This window comes from Candidatus Thermoplasmatota archaeon (assembly GCA_034660695.1).
GTDB lineage: Archaea > Thermoplasmatota > E2 > UBA202 > DSCA01 > JAYEJS01.
Genome location: JAYEJS010000083.1, coordinates 1 through 22,189 on the forward strand (window position 1 = coordinate 1; position 22,189 = coordinate 22,189).

Genomic DNA, 22,189 nt, shown 5'->3' on the forward strand with positions numbered 1-22,189 from the left:
TAAGGCCCGACAATGAATTTTTTGTCAAGACATGCGTTAGAGAAAATATTGTAGAGGCAACAATAGAAGCGAATTCAGTACCCTCGCTATTGCATACAATGGACGATTTCCTTTCATGCCTTTCTGTGGCGGAAAAAATACACAGATTTTTCAGATAGCAGGTTAAGCCCTACCGAGGCTAAAGCCAAAATAAAGAAAAAAGCGAATGGATCAGCAAACTATAAATAGAGAGATTTTTTAATATCATACGAAATTTAGGATTATAATCCAGCAGGATGAGGATGGCATGTTCGTTGCTGAATGTCCTTCTTTACCCGGGTGTATTTCCCAGGGAAAAAGCAGAAAAGAAGCATTGAAAAACATAAAAGATGTTATAGTGGGATACATAGAAAGCTTGAAAAAGCATGGCGAAGGAATTCCACCGCCAATTGATGAGGAAATAGTGGAAGTAAATTTTCGGAGACAGGAAGAGAGACCGCCCTCTTATGCATCCTCTCTATTTTATGATACATTTAACCAAATCTTCAGTTGAATATATCATTACAATGCTCTGCTTCTTCAACTCTTTATCGTTAGACCAAATAGCACAGTTTAATTTTAATGCCACCGCGAAATACATGAAATCATCAGGATCAGGGGAAATACTCTTTGCTTTGCCAATAAATGACCGAAGTTCATCCTTTGGAATAATGTTAATATCAGATTGCAAAATTAGTTCTATTATTTTTTCTTTGAGCATTCCCTTTCTCGCATGTGTTTTCTTTTCTAATTCATCGATATGCCCCAAGAATTCTCCCAATATGAATTCCGGTGTGCGCAGAAGAAGTTCGTCATTGAGCATCAATTCTCTGGTAGTACTTTCCTTAATCAAAGCTGAAAAAAGTATATTGGCATCAACGACCAACTCCATTTTCAATTCCTTCCATATTTTCTGGCAACACTCCTAGTTATCTTTTTGCCTAATTTGATGGCATCTTTCTCTGTAAGCTCACTTTCGGCCAATATTTTATCCATTTCATTTAAGATAGTGATTTTGCTTTTTATTGCTTTTCTGGCTACCGCTGACCAGTTTATCTCTGGAAATTTTTCCATTTCCTTTTTCATTTCTTTTGGCACCGAGAGCGTCAGGCTCACCATTTCATATCACCTCGTCTGTCACGTTTAATACGTTTAATATGTGCATTGTGTTTAAATAGTTTGTGCTCATTACAAATTCAGCCTCCCAATGCCAAAGTCAAAATAAAGAAGACATGAGGAAAACATGAAAAGCCCCGAATTCTGGAAAAATTTGTGGGTTTTTGGATGCTCGTGTCTCATATTTTGGATGACTGTTGATACGTGGGCATCTTTTGAGCTTTGTTTTGTTTGAATGGCTAAGAACAAAAATTTCATCAAAAACTTTAATATGGAAAATTAGGCATGCTCCTTTTGGTTGTAATGCGTTCTTTTGTTGTGATGGAGATGAAAGATGTAGAGCAGAGCCAACAGGCAACATAGCAACTGATGAGCAACGAGTCTGGATATTCAACGCATAATCCCCTCTCAGGGGGTATAACTTGAGGATTACTTGCGGAATTTGCGGAAATAATGGAAGTGCTTAAATAAAAAGGATACTATGCCATCTGCAATGAAATTTGACTTGAAATGCAGATTCATGCTCAGTAAGGAAGTAGGTAGAATAGATGAATTTTTAAAAAATTTTGTAGAAGGGGCAAATGAAGGCATTTTGAGAAGAGGGGCAATAGACGAAGGAGCAAGAATTGTTGAGTGGAATGCGGAAGGCGATTCCATAACTATGGGGATACTATCTGAGGGAAACATAAGGAGTCATGAGGGGGCCATTAGAATAAGGAAGGCTTTAAGCAATGCTCTGGGAAAAGAATACAGGGTAGGAGTTAGGGAAATCGTTCTTATTGACTATATAATAAATCTCGAGGTTGAACAGAAACCGCTCAAAGAATTCAGCATACCTTTTGCCGAATTAAAGATAGACGGAAATATGGTCGAGATGAGAATACGGGATAAAGGGGAAGAGTTCTTGAGGGAGAATTATATTGACAGAATGATACACCTCGTAAAAGAAAAAATAAAATCCCAGTATTACGAGGGAAAAAAGGAGTACTGGGAGCTTATATGGAAATCGGATGAAAAAAATCCTGTATGGCATGAAGACCCGTCTGAAGAAATGCAAAAGCTTGGATGGATTGTACCCGGCTCGACAAAGGGCAAGTGGTTTTACCGCCCGCCCGCTGCCGCCATAATGAGGGCGATGGAAAAAATTGCCCTAGAGGAAGTTGTATTACCCTTAGGATTCAATGAAGTCATAGAGCCAATGCATGTCTCACTGGAAATGTGGCTCAAGACGGGTCATCTTGAAGGCATGCCTGGGGAAATGTATTATCTCTGCGAGCCGTCCTCAAGGGATCAAAATCAGTGGGAGCGTTTCATCGACCTTGTAAAAATAACTAAGGAAGTGCCTGAGGAAGAGCTGAAAAAAAATCTGAAATCGCCAAAGGCCGGGGTATGCTATGCCCAGTGCCCTAACATATACTTTTCATTTTCGGGAAAGACAATATCTGATGACTCACTTCCCATTTTGTTATTCGAAAGATCAGTCCCTTCCAACAGATACGAATCCGGGGGCAGGCATGGAATAGAAAGGGTTGACGAGTTTCATAGAATCGAGGTTGTATGCATCGGAACGAGGGCCCAACTTATTTCGTTGCGGGAAAAACTCATGGAAAGATACAGCCATGTATTCAATGACGTCCTGGAGCTTGAGTGGAGAATGGCGAAAGTAACACCGTTTTACATGCAGCAGGCGGGAGTGGTGGGGCAGGAGGAGGAGGCAGATAAAGGGACAATAGATTTTGAAGTGTGGCTGCCTTATGGGGGGGACAGAAGCAAAGAATGGCTTGAAATACAGAATATTTCCATCATCGGAGATAAATACACCAAAGCGTTCAACATCAAGGGGCAGAAAAGCCAGCTATGGTCTGGATGTTCTGGAATCGGCTTGGAGAGATTGACGATAGCGTTCCTGTCGCAAAAGGGAATAGACCCCGATAAATGGCCCACAGCATTCAAAAAATATTTGCCAGAGTTGCCGGGCATGACGGAGTTTTTATGAAAAGAAGGTTATTCATAATTTCTTTCGGGAAGTACTACAGGGTCTGAAGTAAAACATCTGTCTGTAAGATATGGCTCAATAAAGGAGGGGCTTCAGATGGCTGACCTCTATCAAAACAAAATTTATATACAGGAAAGTATTTATCCATGAAATAAAAAACATGATATGGGTAGCAATTGGCATAATAACCATAATTTTTCTCATAGGCATTTCTGCTTTTTTTTCTGGCTCTGAAATGGCATTTGTTTCTGTCAGCAGGGCGATGGTGAGGGAGAAAGCCAAGAATGAGAATGCAAAGGCAAAACTTTTGGACGGGCTGCTTAAAAAGCCTGATGATGTTGTGAGTGCAATAGTTGTTGGGAACAACCTCGTTAATATTCTTGCTTCTGTCATGGCTGGATCGATCGCTGTCAAAATTTTTGGGGACATTGGCATAGGAATAGCAACCGCACTAATGACGTTGGCCCTTGTTATATTTGGTGAAGTTACCCCAAAGGCTTTTGGAATAAAGAATGAAAAAATGGCATTGAAGATAGCGAAGCCGTTGTATATAATAACCAAAATATTTTATCCCATCTCAGTTTTTTTAGCAACCGTTTCCAATGGCATCATAAAAATTGCGGGAGGTGAAAGAAAGAACAAAACGGCGGTTACGGAAGGGGAAATAAGGGCAATGCTTGAATTGGGCGAGGAAGATGGAGCAATAGAGATAGACGAGAAAGAGATGGTCAAAGAAGTTCTTGATTTTGATGATACAATGGCTTGGGAAGTGAAAGTGCCACGTGAAGAGATAGTATATTTAAACGAAAATGAGAGCATAGATGCTCTTATCAAAAAGTCAATAGAGACAGGATATTCACGATTCCCCATTTACAGGGATAACATTGACGACATAGTAGGCATGGTGCATGTCAAGGATACACTCACCATCGAAGATAAAAATACGCCACTAAAGGAAACACTCAGAGACATATTAAAAATAAGGGCAGGAATGAAGGCGGATGACGTTCTAAGGGAAATGCAAAGAAGAAAAATCCATCTGGCCATACTGCAGGGAGAGGATGGCAGGACGCTGGGATTGGTCACACTTGAAGACTTGATAGAAGAAGTGTTTGGGGAAATATCGGACGAGCATGATATAAAATGAAAATAGCATGTCTAATTTCTGGAGGGAAGGATTCACTGTATGCATTGTATATTGCCCTCCAGTACGGCTGGGATATAACGCATATCGTAACCATCAGCCCAAAAAAACTTTCATGGATGTATCATACAGAAAATATTCACCTCGTAGATTCGGTTGCAGAGAGTATGAGAATCCCTCTTATAAAAAAAGAAAGTTATGCGAATAAGGAAGAGGAACTGGAGGATTTAAAGTCAGCATTGAATGGACTTGCCATTGATGGCATTGTCAGCGGTGCAATAGCAAGCGAATATCAAAGAACAAGGATAGAAAAAGTATGCCATGAATTAAACATAAAATCTTTTATGCCTCTCTGGCATAAGAAAGAAGAAATCCTCATGGAAGAAATGATAGAAGCAGGATTTGATATAATGATTGTGGCGGTGGCGGCCGAGGGACTTGGAGAAAAATGGCTGGGAAGAATAATAGATAAAGATTGTCTTGAAGAATTGATACAAATTCGTGAGAGATATGATATAAATGTTTCCGGAGAGGGAGGGGAATATGAAACTTTTGTTCTTGACTGCCCGCTTTACAGGAAAAAGTTGGTTATTGAGGAATCTGAAAAAGAGCGGGACGGCGAAAGAGTAACTTTGAACATAAAAAAGGTGGGAATGAAAAGCAAGGAATAAGAAAATACCTTCTTCTCTTGTAAACACTACGTTTTTCCTGAAGTCATGGTTGCTGCAACGGCAGTTCCAATCAGGTTATTGCCAAACCGATAGGACTTTAAGTTGATTTCTGGCATACACTTATATAGCAACTACAATTTAACAGAAGATTGAGAGTCGGGTTTAAGTACCAATTCTGCTTTTAATTGCATGCTCATTAAAAATTCCGATGAAATCCTTTCACATGCCCTGGCAGGCTCATTGAATGCTAGGAGGGATGCCCTTAAAATATTCGAGGAGACAATGAAAGCAATTGATGCCTATACCGTTACAAAATCTTCATTGGCAAAGGATGACAATATTCTTTCCGTTAAGGGGGAGAGAATCAATTTATCGCATTTTAGAGATATATACGTGATTGGTTTCGGTAAGGCAAGCACGGGAATGGCAAGAGCAGTAGAGGAAATTTTGCCGATAAAAAAGGGTATTGTAATATCCAATAAGGAAGAAAGTTTGTCGACCATTAAAATTTTAAGTGGCTCTCATCCATTGCCAACAGAAAAAAATATTGAGGCAACAGAAGAGATGCTTAAAATAGTAGAGGGAGCTGGAAAGCATGACCTCATAATTGTTCTGATATCCGGCGGCGGTTCCTCTTTTTTATGCAAACCAAAAGTTTCACTAAAAAGCTTGAGGGAAGTTACTGATAGGCTGTTGAAGGCCGGATGCACGATAAATGAATTGAATACGGTAAGGAAACACATTTCCTACGTTAAAGGGGGGCAACTCGTCCGCATGAGCAAGGCAACAATGCTATCTCTCATAATATCTGATGTTATGGGGAGTCCAATCGAATTTATTGCATCTGGCCCGACAGCCCCTGACAGCACAACGTACATGGATGCAAAAAATATTCTCGAAAAATACGGCATGTGGGACAGTATTGAAGAAGTGAAAAGCGTAATAAATAGTGGCATTGAAGGAAAAATTGACGATACGCCCAAGAAAGTGGATAATGCCCGTAATATCATTATCGCCAGCAACGAGACGGCATGCGATGGGGCAAGAGAAGTTGCCTCCAGAAAAGGATATCACTCAAAGGTTGTGAGCACATCGCTTTCCGGGGAAGCCAGATATGCTGGAATTGACATCGCAAAATATGCAAAGCTTTTTCCCAGGAGGAGGACGGCACTTATTTTTGGGGGGGAAACCACCGTAACCGTCAGTGGAAAAGGCGTGGGGGGGAGAAACCAGGAACTTGTTCTGGGGACAATAAAGGAAATAGAAAATGAATGCATAGTGATTTTATCATGCGGGACGGACGGGATAGATGGGAACAGCGATGCAGCCGGGGCGATAGGTGACGGGCTGAGTCTTGAGAGGGGGGGAAAATTGGGTATGAACGTGGACGATTACCTGCGCAACAATGACTCCTATCACTTCTTCAAAAATTTGGGTGATCTGATTATGACGGGGCCAACAGGAACAAATGTTATGGACATTCAGATAGTGATTAAGTATTAAACAGAGATGACTTTCTTAACTTCGGGAATTTTGTTTTTCAACTCGCGTTCTATGCCCATTTGCAATGTGAGCTGAGACATCGGGCATCCGTGGCATGCTCCTTTGAGACGGACTTTGACTATGCCGTTCTTTTCATCTATTTCCGCGATTTCGATGTCTCCGCCGTCCGCCTGCAGGGCTGGGCGGATGGAATCTATTATTTCTTTTACTTTTTCTTTCATTTTTCACCTTCCTGCGAGCTAAATTAGGCAGGCTATTTTGTATTTGGACGGATTATTTATTATTATCGGCCCGGCAGACTAAAAAAGTTACGTACTCTTGCAGGATATGCTTTTATGAGAAAGGCGAGGATAAGCGTTTCCATACCGGCAGATATCCTGAAAAATTTGACGAGGTATGCAATAAAACGGGGCAGCCAAATCGTTCTAATGCACGATTACATAATAAACAATAAATGGGTCGAAAAAAAGGGAAGAGCTGCAGGAGTAGTGCTTCTCACATATCACCATGACGTTAGAGGAATAAATGCAGCGATTACGGCTGTTCAGCATTCCTATGGAAATATTATAAATGCATCTCTTCACTATGCATCAGTGCCTGGAAATAATAGCAGTGGATAGGAACATAAAAGAAATCAACGAACTTGTAAGGGGGCTGCAGGGAAAGAAAGGCGTTCTATCTATAAAGGTGGTGACCGCTGCGTAAGATTTTAAATTTACTGCCCTATTATCCGGTATGGAAAATATCGCATCACTCCTTAAAAAAAGGAATCTTAAGATTGCCACCGCAGAGTCATGTACTGGAGGGCTGATAGGGCATACAATAACAAACGTCCCGGGAAGTTCATATTATTATGAAGGGGGAGTAATATCATACAGTAATGCCATAAAGATGAAATTTTTGGGGGTAAATGAAGAAACTTTAAAAAAATACGGTGCTGTTTCCGAGCAGACGGCGAAAGAAATGGCCGAGGGGATAAAAAATAGGGCTAGCGTAAACATCGGAATTGCCACAACTGGAATCGCTGGGCCCGGGGGCGGTACAACTGAAAAGCCCGTGGGGCTTGTATATGTTGCACTGGCGGGAAATGAAGGAACATATGTAAAGAAATTCAATTTTCACGGTAATAGGGGGGAAAATAAAAAATCGACATGTGATGCCGCCATCAACATGCTCCTAAATTATCTGGAACAATATGATTGAAATAGACGGTTCTCATGGAGAAGGCGGCGGGCAAATACTCCGTATGGCCGTTGCGTTATCTGCATTGACTGGCAGCGATGTGAAGATAAGGAATATAAGGGCGGGCAGACCCAATCCCGGGCTGAGAAGGCAGCACATGATCGCAATTGAATCGGTGAGAAAAATATGCAACGGTAAAGTGAACGGACTGCACGAAAATTCACTCGAAATAGAATTTTTTTCAGGGGATATGAAAGGTGGCACGTATAGTTTCGATATCGGGACGGCCGGCAGCATAACCCTCGTATTTCAGGCATGCATACTTCCTTCTCTTTTTGCAGAAAACGAAACCATAATTTCATTGAAAGGAGGAACGGATGTGAGATGGTCTCCCCCTTGGGATTATTTCAATAATGTATTCCTAAAATTGCTTCGCCGGATGGGTATATCGGCTGATGGAAAACTTTACAGAAGAGGATACTACCCGAAAGGAGGGGGGATGGCAGAAATAGCCATAAAGCCGTGCAGGGATTTGCATCCAATTAATTTTGGTACCGAGGAAGAATTGAAAATAGAGGGCATTGTGAATATAGCAAATCTGCCATTAAAAATAGCCGAGCGGATGAGAAATGCCGCAGAGAAAGAATTTAGGGAAAAAGAAATGGAAACGGATATAACCATAAGTGAGGGAGATTCATCCTCGCCGGGCATCGGTATCGTGCTCTGGACAGCCGATAAAAAAATTCTGGGCTCTGACAGCCTTGGAAAAAAAGGCAGGCCGGCAGAGCAGGTTGGCAGAGAAGCTGCCAGTACATTGCTAGACAAAATCGAATCCGGGGCGGATATTGATAGATGGGCGGTCGACCAGATTTTACCCTATGCAGCCATTTCCGGTAAGCCGTTTTCTTTCAGATGCATGGAGTTGAGCGGGCATGCAGAAACTGAAATGTGGCTTCTTGAGAAATTTCTGGATGTGAAATTTGGAAAAAAGGTAAGCAATAAACTTATAGAACTCGTCACTATCCCTAAGGAATGTAAACCAGAACAAACATGACAATCAGCAGTGCCAGTGCTATATACATGAAATACATGTACATCTTCCTTTTTTTTACTATTGAATCATATTTCTCCCTGCATGCATCAGAGCAAACAATCTCCCCATACGGGACTGCTTTACCGCATATCTGACAGTGGGCATGTTGTGGAACCCTATCCATTTTACACCTCTATTCTCGTCCCTTTAAACTCTCTTCCGTATATAGCATTTTCTAATAATTCCAGATTTCTTCCATTGACCACATACGTGGGCATCTTTTCTTCATCTATGATTTTGCATGCAATACCATCTACGACTGAATTTTTACCTGCCATATCCCATTTATTCGGTACCATTTCCCGCAATTCTTTTATTGAAATCGAATCATATTTTTTTGCCGTTGGATTCTTTTTCGGGTCTTTGTCGTAGATTCCGTCAACGTCGGTTGCTATCACAAACCTATCCGCCTTTATTTCCCTAGCGAGCATCGCCCCAACCGTATCGGTGGAATGTCCGGGGATTGTTCCCCCCATTATTACAGGGGTACGCATACCGGCTGCCTCCTCAACAGTCTTTGGTACAGGAGTTTCATCTTTGAGAGATGCTTTGATGAGCATGGCATTTAAACGCGTGACAGCTATTCCCATCTCGTCTAAAAATTTTTCATCTGCCCCAAGAAAGCGTGCCGCCCCTATGTATTTTCTCGAGGTTTTTCCGCCCCCAACAATAATGTAAATGCCTATATCGCGTGTGCATTTATCTAGAACTTTTCCAACTTTCTTTATGGATTCGGGCTCTTCTGCCGAGATGAGAGACCCTCCAAAGGCAACAACTACTTTCATGCTCGTTAAATATTCCCCTGGTTATAGACTTTTCTTCTTTTCATGAGCAATACGGCAGCTAAGGCAACGAGTAAAGCAGGCAATTCAAAGCCCGGCACCTGCTGCAAAGGCCTGGGCTGAGGAAGATTTTCTACTGGCGGGGATTTTACGGTTCCGATGCTGCTGTCACTGGTTGTATTAAATGTATATGTCCCACCAACAACGTCATTAACATATTTTTTTTCTACCCCAACAAAGTAGTGAATGACTTCTGCGAATATGCTGACATTCATGGAGCTTTTTTCTTTCCATCCCTCGTATTCCGGCGAAGTTGTGTATACTTTATACTTTTTATTGCCTATTGTTATCTCTCCAGAATAGGTTGCATTCACTTTCTCTCCGTCGATTGTGTAATAAACTCTGAAATTTTCGTCGCTTATGCCTTTAATAACCCTTATCTCGATATCATCTGATGCATCCATCTTTTTTGAAGGATAATTTACCAGTATTGCATTATGGATGAAAGAAAAGTTTCCATTGTACGTACTTTCTCTGCCTTTCCTGTCACTGGCGGTTATCGTATAATTGCATGTGACGCTTTCATTACCTGTATATTCACAGACATATACATTTCCGTCTTTTTGCATGTCGTGTATTTCCCAATTGCTGCCAGCTGTTATATTTGCTTTAGCGTATTTAACACCCACGTTATCGGTTATTTTGGCAGCAATAAGAACGCTTTCGCCAACTTCCTGAACACATGGCAATGCAACAGCATCTATTTTCGGAGGTGATGCATCATAGAACGGCGGATTTATAGAAAGTATAAAAACTGCAAGACCCGTAAAAAAATAGAAGGATATGGAACCAAGCCATTCCTTTTTACCAAATTTCGAGATGTCTACTTTAAGTATCTGAAGAAGTTTTCCCAGAAAACCTATTGAGCAGATGGCAAGAAGAAATGTCAGCCCCCATCTCAGTTGCGGTGAGATAGATACCCACGCAAAATGGCATATAATTCCCATCACGATGCCAAAGCCGAACGATATTAAGGATGTCTTTGCCTTTCTCTTTTCTTTCTTTATAAATTCCTCCCTGTCAAATTTTGGCATTTTGAATTCGTACTTTTCGCCTTTTTTATCTTTCATTATTTAAACGGATTGCCCAGGGGATTAAAGATTTTTCCCCTGATTTAAAAAATGTTCATATCCCCTGTTTTCCAATATTTTTTCTTCTTTGTGCTCAATCAGAACAACCTTTTTTTCTTTGGTAACAGTACCAATATCCGTTAGTTTACAACCAGAATTTCCCACGGCTTTTTCCACATCTTTAAACTTACCGGGAGAAACGGTGAAAAGGAGTTCGTAATCCCCGCCGGAATAGAGCGAAAAATCATCAGATTTTGCTTCCTCTGCCGTTGGAATCCTTTCCGCATGTATTTCAAAGCCGACATCATTTATCTTGGAAAGCTGGTAAAGGGAGGAAGCGAGTCCGTCGGATATATCCATAGATGATGTTACCCCTCCGGCTGATGCAGCAGCCATTCCTTCCTTAACCCTCGGATTCACAAGGAGGATTTTCTGCAGAGCTTTTTCATCTTCCCTTTTCCTTAAAGTTCGAATTGCAACACCTGCCCCGCCCAGCTCCCCTGTCACACATATTGTGTCTCCCGGCCTGGCACCCTTCCTTGGCATGAAATCCTTCTTTTTGACTATGCCAAGGGCTGTCCCGCACAGGGTGATAGAATCCATCTCCTTGGTATCCCCCCCGATAATTTTTGTTCCAAATTTTTTTGCACAATCGTCTGCTCCGTCAGAGAATTTTTTAATGAAATTTACATCCTTGTTTTTTGGAAGGCCAAGTGATAGCGTTAGGCCTACAGGTTTTCCTCCTTTGGCCGCTATATCGCTCAAATTTATTGCAACAATGAACCAACCCATCTGGTAGGGTGCTGCCCCTTCGGGAAGATGCGTCTTCTCGTTCACCGTATCTGTTGTCACCAAAAAAAATTCATCGCCTACATCTACGGTGGCACAATCGTCGAGATTTATGCTGCCATAACGTTCAGCCATTATTTCTATAACCTTTCTTTCCCCCAGATCCTTCAATTCCATGAACATGAATAGCAGTATTGGGATATAAAATATTTTGAATGGCATCATCATTTCCAAAAGTTTTATTATATGCCTGTTCATCATTTCTCAAATGGATGAGTGGAAGTCGTTCCCACTGGACAGGGATTCAGAGCAGATAAAGCAAAAGGTGGAAAAATATTTCTCAATATATGGGGCAAGAGAGGGAGAGATAGATAGTTTCTATATCCACATGCCCTCCGGCAGCAAGACACTGGAAGAGAAATTTGAGTGCCTGAGGCTGGAATTAAAGGAGATGGATTTGATTCCTTTCCTGCGATATGATAAAGGAGAATATATATTGCTTGTCACAAAAAAGCCAAAATTGAAAACCCGTCCAAACTGGCTAAATATCATACTTTTTTTTACGACAATCGTAACAACAACGCTTTCCGGCTCCATCATTTTTTTACTTCAGTATATGGAATGGGGCATAAAAGAAATGTTTCTTCCACAAAACCTTCTCAACGGCCTTGTTTTTTTCTCTTTCCCCCTGATGGCCATACTTGGCATCCACGAACTGGGCCATTACTTTGTTTCAAAAAAACATAACGTGGCTGCTTCCCTCCCTTTTTTTATTCCGATACCTCCAAACCCGATTTTGCCTCTCGGAACACTTGGGGCAGTAATTTCAATGAGGGAACCTATACCAGATAGAAAGGCACTTATCGAAATAGGCATTGCAGGGCCAATTGCCGGCTTTCTCGTGTCCATACCTGTCCTCATAGTAGGTTTATACATGTCAGATATAGTTGCAATATCATCCCTTCCAGAAAATGCACTCACACTTGGAGACAGTCTCATGACTCTTCTACTTTCAAATATTATGTTCGCCGTTCCAGAAGGATATATCCTCAGTTCCCATCCAACGGCGTTTGCCGGATGGGTGGGTTTGCTGGTCACCGCCATAAATTTATTGCCCGTTGGTCAGCTAGACGGTGGGCATATTGCAAGAGGGGCACTTAAAGAAAAGCACAAATATGCAAGCATTGCAGCCGTAGCTTTACTCATTTTGTCTTCCCTGCTTGGGGGTGGATGGTTATTCATGGCATTCTTTATCGTATTCATCATAGGGGTAGGGCACCCACCAGCACTGAACGAATTTGTGCCGCTCGATACAAAAATGAAGGGGCTTGTACTTCTTGCAATTCTTATCTTCATTTTGAGTTTTATACCTGTGCCAATATCATAATGGAAAATAAGGCAGGGTTTTTCAAAGCATTCAAAGCCCCAAAATTAGAAAGCTTTTAATAGGAACGAATCCTTTCCTCCTTTTTTATAAATGCCACGGCGTTTTTTCAGTCATGTTTATGAGCGAGATAGAGAGCAATTGCGAATGCATGTTTTGTCCAAAATATGGGGAGAAAGTAGATATAAAGACATGCATGCTGTGTTTGTGGTATAAAAAATTTCTTTTTACAAGCAATTGGGGGATTAAACATTTTTCAAAAAGAAAGTTACATAGCGGAGATTATGTGCGAAAAATAGGCATTCCCTCGGTGCACATTTAGTAACCTTAAAATATCAGAATATGTTAAAAAAGCAATGATAGGAGTGCTCACGTCAAATTTCGTACTTTATCATGACCTGATCCATGCCCTGCAAAAAAGAGGAGTGTGTTTCACCTCGCTTACATTTGACGGCCCCATTCCTCCGAATATAGACGTGGTCATAACTTCTGATGAAGAGAGAAGTAGGATACACTTTGACAACATAATGTCTCCAGAGCCAGGACGGAGTATGGATGAACTCATTGACAGGATTCTTTTTGCTGCCCATAGAAAAAGCCCTTCCCCAAAAATAGTGATTGGAATAGACCCGGGCTCAACCCCTGGAATAGCCATATTCAGCGACGGCGCGCTATTCCGGCGGTTTACTGCTGGATCTCCACAGGATGCATTAAGTTTTATCAAGTCCTTCGTGAAAAACTGGGAAGGATATGACATCGTACTACGCATCGGGCACGGGGCAAGACTGGTAAGAAACAGAATGATAAATATGCTCCTTGGCATAGCCCCGCGGATAGAAATTGTAAATGAAACTTCTACCACGCCGCCCAACACTCACGACGATATGTTGGCCGCCTCCGCTATTGCCTTGACCCCCGGCAGGGCTGTCAACTGCAAGCTTTCGCTCGAGCCCAGGGATGGCGAAATAAGGGACACACAGAGAAAAAGCAGGATATTGAGTAAAGATGTTACTATATCCAAAGAACTTGCAAAAAAAGTCCTAAAAGGGGAGATAGAGATAAAAAAAGCTATAGAAAAACAGAGAGGGAAGTGATTTTACAGAGAAACTTTATCCGAAATTCTGCCTTCTCTACTATAGTACTTAATAAGACGCCTTATCTTGGATTCTATGAGTTGGAGTTTTCTTTTGTTGTGAATGTCCCTTGGATTTGCCGATAAATGATCTTTAAGTTTTTCTCTTTTGGTGAGGAGATTATCTAGATCTTCGGGCACATCTGGCAACAGGTCATGTTCTTTCAAGATTTTATCGAGTTTTTTCCCGGTTGCAGCCTTTATATCTGGCACGCCATATCCATCTCTGAGAACGATCCCTATCATGGACGGACTTTTTCCTTCTTCTGCCATCTTGATTATCTTTTTCTCGATTTCCTTTGGGCCAAGTCCCCACTGAGGGTGCTTCCTTTCTATGGGATGCTTTGAAGATGACTTTCCCTTTTTCCTTGAATGCATCCTTGCCATGGAAGGCTGAATGAATATTTCATATATAAATATGGTGGAGAAAGTAAAATCAATAAAAAATGTTAAAAAGGGTGGCCTTTTACCACCCCATGGCAAAATTTCCAGAGGCAGAAGCAAGACTGCTAAACAAGCTCATATGTATGAAATGTGGCGCCAGAAACGCACCAAGAGCAGAGAGATGCAGAAAATGCGATTCCAAGGATTTACGTTCGAAATCGAGATGGGCTTAATTATATCTTAACTACTATTGGATTTACACCCGGGATTCACACATTTTTTCCATTTTCTCTTATAAATTATCGTTACAATCGGAGCACCGCAATACTGGCAGCAGCCTCCTTCAAAAATTACGTTGCCCTTCTGCGGCAGTGGATAGCTGTTATTGCACTTTGGAAAATTAGAACATCCAATAAATCGCTTTCCCTTCCGGGATTTTATTATAGTGAGGTCGCCGCCACATTTATTGCATTTCCCAGCAAAATTCTGTTTAGACATGGCATCTTTTATGACCTTCCCTATGGCATCTTTCCTCTCTTCCATCATTTTGATTGCTCTCCTCAGCAAATCCCTGGACTCATCAACAACTTGTTTCAAACTTTTCTTTCTTTCCGCTATTTCGTTCATTTCTTTCTCCAGCTCAGCTGTCATGTCAGGCTTTGTTATTATTTCCGCATTTTTTTCCAGAGCTTCTATAACCGCCCTGCCGGCGAGAGTGGGCATTATTCTTTTCCCTTTTATGTAATTCCTGTAATAAAGCTTCTCTATGATTTCATGCCTTGTTGATTTAGTGCCTAGGTTATTCTTTTCCATCTCTGCCAACAGAGAGCCCTGGCTGTACCTGCCCGGAGGTTTGGTCTCCTTCTTCATCTTTTTTATCGCGATGACATCAATTTCTTCTCCTTCTTTTAATTTCAAAATTTGTTCGCTGGTCTTCAGGTAGGTGTAAATTTCTTTCCAGTTTTTTTCAATGATTTCATATCCATCGGCCGCAAACTGCTCACCGCCGACATCGATTTCCGCCTTTGATACTTCCACAACAGCATTCTTTGAGAGAGTTGCAAGAAACCTTCTGGTTATCAGTTCATATAGTTTCCAATCCCTTACGTCCATCTTTGTTTTATCGGCAGCATCTACAGGATGTATGGGCGGATGGTCATGACTTATCTTTTTGCCCTTCGTGGGCGTCTTTCTGCCGTTTTCAATTACCTTCCTTACCTCCTCAGGAAAGGCATTTCTGAGTTTTCCGAGTATGGCTCTTATCTGCATGCCGGGCGGATAAACGGTATTATCTGTACGGGGATATGATATCAGCCCCTTCATGTAAAGCGATTCTGCTATTTTCATTGCAGATGCAGCGGTGAAACCGAGCCTGGATGCCTCGCGCAGAAAAGAAGTCGTGTCAAAAGGAGATGGCGGATATTCTTCCTTCCTCTCCCTCTGATATAGTGTTACCCTCCCTTTAGTTATTCCCTTTATTTTATCGTATATCGCATCTGCCTTTTCTTTCTCCCAAAATTTTCCATGGGCGTGATAAGCTGTAAATTGAATTTCATTGGAAATCATATCTGCCCCTATCATCCAGTAGGGCACGGGAATAAACTTTTCTATTTCTTTTTCCTTATCCACTATCAATGCGAGGGTTGGAGACTGGACACGCCCAACCGACAAAAAATCCCTGCCAAGTTGATTTGATGCAAGGGATATAAACCTCGTCAGGCTTGCCCCCCATGCAAGGTCGATTATCCGTCTTGCCTCTGCGGATTCCGCCAGGTTGTAATCCACACGGGCAGGGTTGTCAAATGTTTTTTTAATTTCCTGGGGTATAAGAGAACTGAATTTTGCCCTTTCCGCATCAAATTTTTTCGGTAAAATTTCAAGTCCTTCCACCCCTATAAGCTCGCCTTCCCGGTCATAATCAGTTGCAACTATTACCCTGTCCACCCCTTCAGCCAGCTTTTTGAGAGCATCGGCTATATTCCTGTTGCTTACCTTTTTTATCGGCTCTATATCAACCAATTTCAATGGAGAAATTCCGTCCCATCTGTTGTATTGCTGAGGATAATCCAATTTTATGATGTGCCCCCTCAATCCTATAACCCTCCATTCATCGCCATTAAACATATAATAGGGGATCCCATTCAACCTCGATGTGCTAACCTTCCCATTTGACAGGATATATGCTATTCTTCTGGCAGCCATATCTTTCTCGCATATTACAAGCATCTTCATTTTTTCCTCTTCAGAACTTCATTCAATCCTTCCAGAAATTCTTTTTCTTTCCCGGGCAGTATGCTCGCACCAGCCGCCACGGGATGCCCGCCGCCGCTTCCGCCGACAGAATTTGCTGCTGTATACATGCCTTCTGCCAGGTCAAATCCTTCATTCACCAATTTTTCGCTGCTTCTCCCAGATACATCAACTTTTTCATCCTTAACGGAAAGAGCGATAACGGGCTTATCCTTGCTGAAGTTGGGAAGATATTGCATGGCCAATCCAGCAATGACACCGTTAAGCGGGGATTTTTTTGTATGAAAGTAACTTAAATGTGACATTTCCCCCGGCTTTTCTTTTTCAAGTTCTTTTATTTCATGCCTTATCGTTTCCCTGTATCGTGCCTGTATTTTTTCCACTTTTTTTATGGACTGGCTGTTACCAAGGCATAGTGCAATACCAATGGATTCCTCATTCTCGCGAGCACAGGCATTTAATTTTGATGTCAAATCATATAAATTCCCATAATTTTTTCCGTAGGGCACGAAGCGAGTTAAGCTCACCGTTTCAGCACCCTGCTCAACAAGTTTGAGTGTTAATGCCGACAGAAGTTTTTTCTTTTCTTTTTCATCCAATTCAATAATTTTTTTTAACGGGTCAATTCCCAGATTCTGAAGAAAGCGTATAACTCCGTTACCTGAAAAGCCCGTAAAATACGGTTCAATGGACTGCTCCAGGGCATCCATCAAGCTCTTTTCCTGAGAAAAAACCACCTCTTCTTTCATCTGTATGTAACCGGCCTCAACAGCATTTTCCAGAATTTTTTTATTGTACCCCGTAAAGCCTCCTTTATCCTGCTTATCACCTATCGCACCGGAAATTGCAAGCTGGGCCAGGTCTGCATTGTTGCTGTCCATGGCAAGAGAAAGGACGAAAGTGGCAGTAGCACCGCATACTTCCGTGCTGCCGTTCATACCGTAAAGGCGCGCGTTCAGGTTTATGCCATTGGACATCTTGCCCTTAGCCATGTGATGGTCGCAGAGTATGACCCTGCATTTCAATCTCTCCAGTTCTTCCAGATTTGTACTTCCTATATCGCAAAATATGGCCAGGTCATTTTCTTCATTATCCATTCCATCTGTGATGCTTGGGCCTGTTTTTTTTATGGATATGTGAAAGCCGTATCCAGCCCTTGCAAGGGAAATGGCCATGATGGCAGCGGAAGCTACACCGTCTGCATCGCAATGGGAAATCACACGGATGCAGGAGTTCTTTGGCATTGAGAGCACAAGTTCGGATGCATGCTTTGCTGCCCGCTCAAATTCCATGCGGAGAAAGTATCACCTGCATTTTAAAACTTTGGGGAGGATAAAAAAATCGAGATGTTCAGGAATTGCTTGAACACAAAAGTTCAAAAACTACAGAAGTATATACGCATATGAGTACCAGAGATATTAGAAAAATAAAAAGTCCTCTGGACAAAATAAGAATGGAAAGAAATGAAAGAGGTGATATAAAGAATGAGTGAAAAATATTTTGGAGAGAAAAGGAGTTCATCCAGAGGGATGTATATGCGAAGTATTGCAGATATACCGGAGTTATATGAAATTCCCGACCATTTCTTAACGTCCTTCATTTTTCGGGTGAGACTTCTTATCTATAACCTCCGCCTCTTTTAAAGGCATTATCTATCCAGACTTTTTCTTCATCTATAAAATATTCAAATCTATAGTCACCCACTCTCAGTCTATACATATCGTGTTTTTTTCCTTTTAATCTCTTGACGTCAGCACCACTTCTTTTATTATATGGATCATCAGCTAATTTTTTAAGATGTTTTATTAATCTCTCTTTCTCCCCACTTTCATCAAGATATTTTTTAACTCGGGGATGGATAAATATTTCCATTTATACCTCATCCAGGGGGATGTATTGATCTTTTTCTTTCTGTAGTCTTTTCCACCTTTCGTCTATTAATTCTTCGATGTTTAATTCTTCAAAGTAAGCCATCAATCTTTCGATTATATCATTGTAGGATTCGGCTTTATGTCCAAAGTGTTTTAATTTTTCTCTTGTTTCTTTTTTAACTTGAATGGTTGTTGCCATATTATCAATCCATAATAGTTATACGTAGTATATAAATTTTATGTACACCAAACACAAATTATCATATACTCGCCTCACCCGAAAGGACTAAAATGGTCGGGAACTCTGTGATTTTAACAAGTTAAAATCTTGGTGCTATCGCACTCATATAACATTCCTTAGAACTCTTTTTCGTTAGGTAACGAAGTTTTATCCCTTATTCATCTATGTATCACCATCGGTTTTACCTTAAAAAATAGAGATACAATGAGTAAAAGTAATGATACAATGGAGAGGCAATATCCTGAGGCAGGTGACCATTTGCATTCAATCACTTTTTCACTGCTTCCTGGTATTGATATACCCATATTTCCGCTGCCCCAGAAACTGCCTGTTGTGACTTCCGCAACCTGTGACATTCCGTATGAGAAAATAAGGATGGCTGCAATGATTGATGCAATAGCGATGATATGAACCCATTTTTGTTCCATCAGGAAAGAAATGATTGCAACAATCACGGCAAATACGGAAACTGCCAGCACCATAGAAAGCATTGTCCCAAATAGTGAAGGCATTGCCGCAACTTCTCCATTGATGAAGTTATCCGCCCTTCCAATCGTAACCATCTTCGCTGGAACGAGAAAAACATTGGTCGAAATTTTCATTCCTTCACCTTCTCCCGCCATATGCCACCACGGATAAATCGTTGATAGTATCAACACCGCCACGGAGAGGATCATAAAAATTTGACTGAGTGAAAGCTTTTTAATAAAAATCGCGAGAAAAACGGCAGCAGAAACAGCAATGGCCGCGGACAAAATTGCGGGGAAGCAAGGACTTTTTGTTGTCACCATGTTTATTGCCGTATCTTCCGTAACGAAAACATTCCGTTTGCCTATCACTCTGCCGCCATACATTAATGTAACGGCATAATTTCCCGGCGGAATAAACCTTTCATCAACATCTTTCCCATCTCTTTTCATCACTACATCAACATCTTTTATCTCCATGCCCCTTGAATCAAATGGCTTTATTTTCAGGGAATAGACTGCAGGAAATAGAACATCTATTTTTCTTTCATCTGGCACGCTGCAATCCCTGCTTATGGAGAACGACTTGTATCTTATCTGCAGTGTATACGAAGCAGATGGTAAATCTCTGAACAGATATTGTCCCGGAGAAACTTCTTCGCCGCATATCAGCAATTTTCTTTCCATGGAATTACTTGTGAGAACCGGAGTTATTGCCACACCGGGAGGAAATCCGAGGGCATCTCTTACAATAACCTTTAAGTCATTGATTTCCACCTCAATTTTTCTATCAAAAAATGTCGGAAGGCGGATATTTTCTTCGTGTATCAAAAACCCCTTGTAAAATGCCTTTAACGCATACTTTGACGGTGCCGGGGCATTCAAAACCGCCGCTCCTTTTCCGTCGGTCAAATTGCTTGAATATATTTCACCATCCCTTTCCAGGGAAATATCAACACCTTTTATTCCCTCCCCCTCCTGATCAAAAACGTTCAACCTCACTTTTCCTTCAAAACCACAGAGAATATGGATGGTTGAATCCCCGTTAATGTCAACGATTCCCGCCCCCACGTATTTTTTGCTTCCCATACCCCTAAAAATTTTTACAACATATTTTCCCGGCGGCACGCTCGGAAACACCACTTTTTTTATAATGGTAAAATTTTTCCAGTCAAATATCGGCTTTCCATCGACAGTGGAAGTAAAGGGCAGTCGGCTGAGCACTCCTGAAGATACCACAGTGCCATTTCTCCAGAGTTCTGCAGTCAAGGTCGGCAATTTTTTGCCGGTCAGTACGGAGAGTGCCGGAGAAAAAGGCATGGACGGGGCAAAATGGGTAAAAACAACCAGTGAATATCTTTCCGCCCGCCCGCCTTCCACGGTCCCTGTAGCGCACGCCCTGTATGGTATGAGCTTGTGGAATATGTCTGCTTCCTTTTTAACGGATTGCAGGCCCCCATCGGGGGAAGAAAAAAATTCGGCGGTGAATTTTGCTACAAATCCCTTAGGCATCACAAGATCGTGAGTCCCTCCTGCTTCATAAGAATTCCGCCCGCCGCTTACCCCCCCGCCGTCCACCTCCAACCCGGGGATGTTGACCTCCTGGCATTCTGTAGCTGTAACCTGTATGCCGTGGTTGATGGAGACAACGCTGTTGTTTTTGAATATAATGGCATATGCCTTGCCAGATGTGCCGTCATCGATGGAGAACCACGGATTGAGTCCGAGGTCTATGTCATCCTTTGCGGAGAGAAGCCAGTTGTAATCCTCATTTTCTGGATTCTGGTCAAGCATGTACTCATGAACCGTTCCATCTTCGGCATTGATGTGGAGGTAGGGCGGTATATAGCCCAGATTTAATTCCTGTATGGAGGAACTTCTGCATCTTACAGTGAGAAGGTATACATAAAGGCCGTCATCTTCTTCCATTCCATATACTCTGCATTCCTCCAACGCTTCGTGTTTTACCTCGGCCATTAATCTTTTTTCTTTTGAAGGGGAATAGTAGCAGGTATAGAAAGCAGTCGTTTTCATCTTTCCGTCGGATGATGTGCTGATTATTCCAACCCTAGCCATCAAATTGCCATCCACTATTATGTTCTTGGATAACAATTTTTCATCTGTCCCCTTGTCACTTCCCTCATACCAGAACATGGCAAACGATGCAAGCTGCCCCCAGTTAAATGCTTTGAATTCCTTTTTTCCGTCGATCTGCTTTATGACTTTCTGGGACATATCTATTCCAAAAAAAGAGCCTTCCTGACCTATGCCATATATGCAATAGCCGTCCTCGACCACCCTGTAATAATTTAGGTTGATATGGTAGCCGGGAATGGGCTCGTAATAATATGAATCATCTGAAACCTGCACATGGTCAACATAATCTGGCCCTGATGTTTTTTTGCCGCTGTAATAAACATAGTATTTCCCTTTTCCCTGTAATAAAAAGACGAGATCGCAGGAGTCTATGTGCTCTCCATCCGTATAATGGAAGTTGTATGCCTGCGATTCAATTTCCTTTATTTCCGAACCATCGTCATATACGACCCTTATCGAATGGATGTTCTCATTCTCAGCCCAGCATGAATGGATGAACTGTATGTCCATATCTACGGGCTGGTACAGCATGTCATCAGATATGCCAGGAAGGCTTATTTCCTGATGAAAAGGAAAATCATTTGGTGGAAATGATGAAGCTTGAAATGAAAAAAAATTTGTGAACAGCATAAGGAAAAGAATTGATGCTGCAATTTTTTTTATATTCCTTGGGTTCACATCTCTTTATTAAAATTTTTATATAAGTATTTTGCTAGGTTTGCTCCAGCATTTTCAGCGATTGAAAATGCCGGCATTCGGGCAGGACAAACAACAATATCATGGGACTTACAAGGAAAGATGCAATGGTATGAGGGACATTAAGAATGATAAGACTGCAAAGAAAATGAATGCATAAGAACACATAGTTGGTGAGGAAGAATTATTCGAAGTTTTGAGGGAATGGGATTTGAAATAAGAAGCTAACATTGTCAAGGGCAA

Annotated in this window: 22 protein-coding genes and 2 pseudogenes; 11 read left to right on the forward strand and 13 right to left on the reverse strand. The window is 41.6% G+C overall.

The features are described from left to right. The first annotated feature begins 259 nt into the window (after positions 1-259). A pseudogene (locus tag U9O96_04155) lies at positions 260-451 on the forward strand (type II toxin-antitoxin system HicB family antitoxin). 45 nt (positions 452-496) lie between these two features. Here U9O96_04155 and U9O96_04160 read toward each other — a convergent pair. Together U9O96_04160 and U9O96_04165 are read right to left on the reverse strand one after the other, a co-directional pair. Further along, entirely contained in the window at positions 497-910 is a 414-nt protein-coding gene (locus tag U9O96_04160; GenBank protein ID MEA2054296.1) for a PIN domain-containing protein, read from the reverse strand. Positions 911-912: 2 nt separating this feature from the next. After that, positions 913-1,137 (reverse strand): hypothetical protein, encoded by a 225-nt coding sequence (locus U9O96_04165; GenBank protein ID MEA2054297.1) that lies wholly within the window; start codon positions 1,135-1,137, stop codon positions 913-915. Between the two features lie 490 nt (positions 1,138-1,627). On the opposite strand from U9O96_04165, the gene U9O96_04170 reads away from it, so the two are divergent. The 4 genes from U9O96_04170 to U9O96_04185 all read left to right on the forward strand — a co-directional run bounded on the left by U9O96_04170 (position 1,628) and on the right by U9O96_04185 (position 6,448). Continuing rightward, positions 1,628-3,130: an aminoacyl--tRNA ligase-related protein gene (locus U9O96_04170; GenBank protein ID MEA2054298.1), complete on the forward strand. Its 1,503-nt coding sequence runs from the start codon at positions 1,628-1,630 to the stop codon at positions 3,128-3,130. A 160-nt stretch (positions 3,131-3,290) separates the two neighbouring features. Further along, complete coding sequence (locus U9O96_04175; protein MEA2054299.1) at positions 3,291-4,277, forward strand: hemolysin family protein; 987 nt, start codon at positions 3,291-3,293, stop codon at positions 4,275-4,277. Then, complete coding sequence (locus U9O96_04180) at positions 4,274-4,945, forward strand: TIGR00289 family protein (protein MEA2054300.1); 672 nt, start codon at positions 4,274-4,276, stop codon at positions 4,943-4,945. The genes U9O96_04175 and U9O96_04180 overlap by 4 nt, the downstream gene beginning before the upstream one ends. A gap of 189 nt (positions 4,946-5,134) precedes the next feature. Continuing rightward, complete coding sequence (locus U9O96_04185) at positions 5,135-6,448, forward strand: DUF4147 domain-containing protein (protein ID MEA2054301.1); 1,314 nt, start codon at positions 5,135-5,137, stop codon at positions 6,446-6,448. On the opposite strand, the gene U9O96_04190 is transcribed toward U9O96_04185, so the two are convergent. Then, positions 6,445-6,669, reverse strand: coding sequence for a NifU family protein (locus U9O96_04190; GenBank protein ID MEA2054302.1), 225 nt, complete (start codon positions 6,667-6,669; stop codon positions 6,445-6,447). The two genes, U9O96_04185 and U9O96_04190, sit on opposite strands and share 4 nt — an antisense overlap. A gap of 207 nt (positions 6,670-6,876) precedes the next feature. Here U9O96_04190 and U9O96_04195 point away from each other — a divergent pair. The 3 genes and pseudogenes from U9O96_04195 to rtcA all read left to right on the forward strand — a co-directional run bounded on the left by U9O96_04195 (position 6,877) and on the right by rtcA (position 8,684). Beyond that, positions 6,877-7,153, forward strand: a pseudogene (locus tag U9O96_04195) (hypothetical protein). A gap of 30 nt (positions 7,154-7,183) precedes the next feature. Continuing rightward, entirely contained in the window at positions 7,184-7,651 is a 468-nt protein-coding gene (locus U9O96_04200; protein MEA2054303.1) for a CinA family protein, read from the forward strand. Next, complete coding sequence (gene rtcA, locus U9O96_04205) at positions 7,644-8,684, forward strand: RNA 3'-terminal phosphate cyclase (protein ID MEA2054304.1); 1,041 nt, start codon at positions 7,644-7,646, stop codon at positions 8,682-8,684. The genes U9O96_04200 and rtcA overlap by 8 nt, the downstream gene beginning before the upstream one ends. On the opposite strand, the gene U9O96_04210 is transcribed toward rtcA, so the two are convergent. Genes U9O96_04210 through thiL form a run of 4 tightly spaced genes read right to left on the reverse strand, consistent with a single transcriptional unit; the run spans position 8,656 to position 11,601 of the window. Continuing rightward, positions 8,656-8,847 (reverse strand): DUF2116 family Zn-ribbon domain-containing protein, encoded by a 192-nt coding sequence (locus tag U9O96_04210; GenBank protein ID MEA2054305.1) that lies wholly within the window; start codon positions 8,845-8,847, stop codon positions 8,656-8,658. The genes rtcA and U9O96_04210 overlap by 29 nt on opposite strands. Before the next feature lies 1 nt (position 8,848). Further along, a complete protein-coding gene (gene pyrH, locus U9O96_04215) occupies positions 8,849-9,508 on the reverse strand; it encodes a UMP kinase (protein ID MEA2054306.1) in 660 nt (219 codons plus the stop codon). Between the two features lie 5 nt (positions 9,509-9,513). Continuing rightward, positions 9,514-10,635 carry a hypothetical protein gene (locus U9O96_04220; GenBank protein ID MEA2054307.1) on the reverse strand — a complete coding sequence of 374 codons (1,122 nt, stop codon included), beginning with the start codon at positions 10,633-10,635 and terminating at the stop codon, positions 9,514-9,516. 24 nt (positions 10,636-10,659) lie between these two features. Next, positions 10,660-11,601 carry a thiamine-phosphate kinase gene (gene thiL, locus U9O96_04225; protein ID MEA2054308.1) on the reverse strand — a complete coding sequence of 314 codons (942 nt, stop codon included), beginning with the start codon at positions 11,599-11,601 and terminating at the stop codon, positions 10,660-10,662. Positions 11,602-11,692: 91 nt separating this feature from the next. On the opposite strand from thiL, the gene U9O96_04230 reads away from it, so the two are divergent. Then, positions 11,693-12,811, forward strand: coding sequence for a site-2 protease family protein (locus U9O96_04230; protein MEA2054309.1), 1,119 nt, complete (start codon positions 11,693-11,695; stop codon positions 12,809-12,811). 353 nt (positions 12,812-13,164) lie between these two features. Further along, positions 13,165-13,902 (forward strand): hypothetical protein, encoded by a 738-nt coding sequence (locus tag U9O96_04235; GenBank protein MEA2054310.1) that lies wholly within the window; start codon positions 13,165-13,167, stop codon positions 13,900-13,902. 2 nt (positions 13,903-13,904) lie between these two features. On the opposite strand, the gene U9O96_04240 is transcribed toward U9O96_04235, so the two are convergent. Beyond that, the gene (locus tag U9O96_04240) at positions 13,905-14,327 is read right to left on the reverse strand and encodes a 30S ribosomal protein S15 (protein MEA2054311.1); all 423 of its coding nucleotides are present in this window, start codon (positions 14,325-14,327) and stop codon (positions 13,905-13,907) included. Positions 14,328-14,416: 89 nt separating this feature from the next. On the opposite strand from U9O96_04240, the gene U9O96_04245 reads away from it, so the two are divergent. Next, positions 14,417-14,557, forward strand: coding sequence for a 50S ribosomal protein L40e (locus U9O96_04245; GenBank protein ID MEA2054312.1), 141 nt, complete (start codon positions 14,417-14,419; stop codon positions 14,555-14,557). A 7-nt stretch (positions 14,558-14,564) separates the two neighbouring features. Here the strand turns inward: U9O96_04245 and U9O96_04250 are convergent, their stop codons facing one another. The 5 genes from U9O96_04250 to U9O96_04270 all read right to left on the reverse strand — a co-directional run bounded on the left by U9O96_04250 (position 14,565) and on the right by U9O96_04270 (position 21,928). Next, positions 14,565-16,556, reverse strand: coding sequence for a DNA topoisomerase I (locus tag U9O96_04250; protein ID MEA2054313.1), 1,992 nt, complete (start codon positions 16,554-16,556; stop codon positions 14,565-14,567). Then, complete coding sequence (locus tag U9O96_04255; protein MEA2054314.1) at positions 16,553-17,866, reverse strand: DHH family phosphoesterase; 1,314 nt, start codon at positions 17,864-17,866, stop codon at positions 16,553-16,555. The genes U9O96_04250 and U9O96_04255 overlap by 4 nt, the downstream gene beginning before the upstream one ends. Before the next feature lie 325 nt (positions 17,867-18,191). Further along, the gene (locus U9O96_04260; protein ID MEA2054315.1) at positions 18,192-18,446 is read right to left on the reverse strand and encodes a type II toxin-antitoxin system RelE/ParE family toxin; all 255 of its coding nucleotides are present in this window, start codon (positions 18,444-18,446) and stop codon (positions 18,192-18,194) included. Continuing rightward, the gene (locus tag U9O96_04265) at positions 18,447-18,644 is read right to left on the reverse strand and encodes a BfmA/BtgA family mobilization protein (GenBank protein MEA2054316.1); all 198 of its coding nucleotides are present in this window, start codon (positions 18,642-18,644) and stop codon (positions 18,447-18,449) included. Between the two features lie 200 nt (positions 18,645-18,844). Further along, the gene (locus U9O96_04270; GenBank protein MEA2054317.1) at positions 18,845-21,928 is read right to left on the reverse strand and encodes a hypothetical protein; all 3,084 of its coding nucleotides are present in this window, start codon (positions 21,926-21,928) and stop codon (positions 18,845-18,847) included. Positions 21,929-22,189 lie beyond the last annotated feature (261 nt).

Excerpts from the sequence above, each read along its gene's own strand:
- U9O96_04230 (MEA2054309.1), top strand. The coding sequence starts at position 11,693 with ATGGATGAGTGGAAGTCGTTCCCACTGGACAGGGATTCAGAGCAGATA.
- U9O96_04185 (MEA2054301.1), top strand. The coding sequence starts at position 5,135 with ATGCTCATTAAAAATTCCGATGAAATCCTTTCACATGCCCTGGCAGGC.
- U9O96_04200 (MEA2054303.1), top strand. The coding sequence starts at position 7,184 with ATGGAAAATATCGCATCACTCCTTAAAAAAAGGAATCTTAAGATTGCC.
- U9O96_04220 (MEA2054307.1), bottom strand. The coding sequence starts at position 10,635 with ATGAAAGATAAAAAAGGCGAAAAGTACGAATTCAAAATGCCAAAATTT.
- U9O96_04190 (MEA2054302.1), bottom strand. The coding sequence starts at position 6,669 with ATGAAAGAAAAAGTAAAAGAAATAATAGATTCCATCCGCCCAGCCCTG.
- U9O96_04265 (MEA2054316.1), bottom strand. The coding sequence starts at position 18,644 with ATGGCAACAACCATTCAAGTTAAAAAAGAAACAAGAGAAAAATTAAAA.
- U9O96_04160 (MEA2054296.1), bottom strand. The coding sequence starts at position 910 with ATGGAGTTGGTCGTTGATGCCAATATACTTTTTTCAGCTTTGATTAAG.
- U9O96_04170 (MEA2054298.1), top strand. The coding sequence starts at position 1,628 with ATGAAATTTGACTTGAAATGCAGATTCATGCTCAGTAAGGAAGTAGGT.
- rtcA (MEA2054304.1), top strand. The coding sequence starts at position 7,644 with ATGATTGAAATAGACGGTTCTCATGGAGAAGGCGGCGGGCAAATACTC.
- U9O96_04235 (MEA2054310.1), top strand. The coding sequence starts at position 13,165 with ATGATAGGAGTGCTCACGTCAAATTTCGTACTTTATCATGACCTGATC.
- U9O96_04210 (MEA2054305.1), bottom strand. The coding sequence starts at position 8,847 with ATGGATAGGGTTCCACAACATGCCCACTGTCAGATATGCGGTAAAGCA.
- U9O96_04245 (MEA2054312.1), top strand. The coding sequence starts at position 14,417 with ATGGCAAAATTTCCAGAGGCAGAAGCAAGACTGCTAAACAAGCTCATA.
- pyrH (MEA2054306.1), bottom strand. The coding sequence starts at position 9,508 with ATGAAAGTAGTTGTTGCCTTTGGAGGGTCTCTCATCTCGGCAGAAGAG.
- thiL (MEA2054308.1), bottom strand. The coding sequence starts at position 11,601 with ATGGAATTGAAGGATCTGGGGGAAAGAAAGGTTATAGAAATAATGGCT.
- U9O96_04175 (MEA2054299.1), top strand. The coding sequence starts at position 3,291 with ATGATATGGGTAGCAATTGGCATAATAACCATAATTTTTCTCATAGGC.
- U9O96_04180 (MEA2054300.1), top strand. The coding sequence starts at position 4,274 with ATGAAAATAGCATGTCTAATTTCTGGAGGGAAGGATTCACTGTATGCA.
- U9O96_04165 (MEA2054297.1), bottom strand. The coding sequence starts at position 1,137 with ATGGTGAGCCTGACGCTCTCGGTGCCAAAAGAAATGAAAAAGGAAATG.
- U9O96_04255 (MEA2054314.1), bottom strand. The coding sequence starts at position 17,866 with ATGGAATTTGAGCGGGCAGCAAAGCATGCATCCGAACTTGTGCTCTCA.
- U9O96_04260 (MEA2054315.1), bottom strand. The coding sequence starts at position 18,446 with ATGGAAATATTTATCCATCCCCGAGTTAAAAAATATCTTGATGAAAGT.
- U9O96_04240 (MEA2054311.1), bottom strand. The coding sequence starts at position 14,327 with ATGGCAAGGATGCATTCAAGGAAAAAGGGAAAGTCATCTTCAAAGCAT.
- U9O96_04250 (MEA2054313.1), bottom strand. The coding sequence starts at position 16,556 with ATGAAGATGCTTGTAATATGCGAGAAAGATATGGCTGCCAGAAGAATA.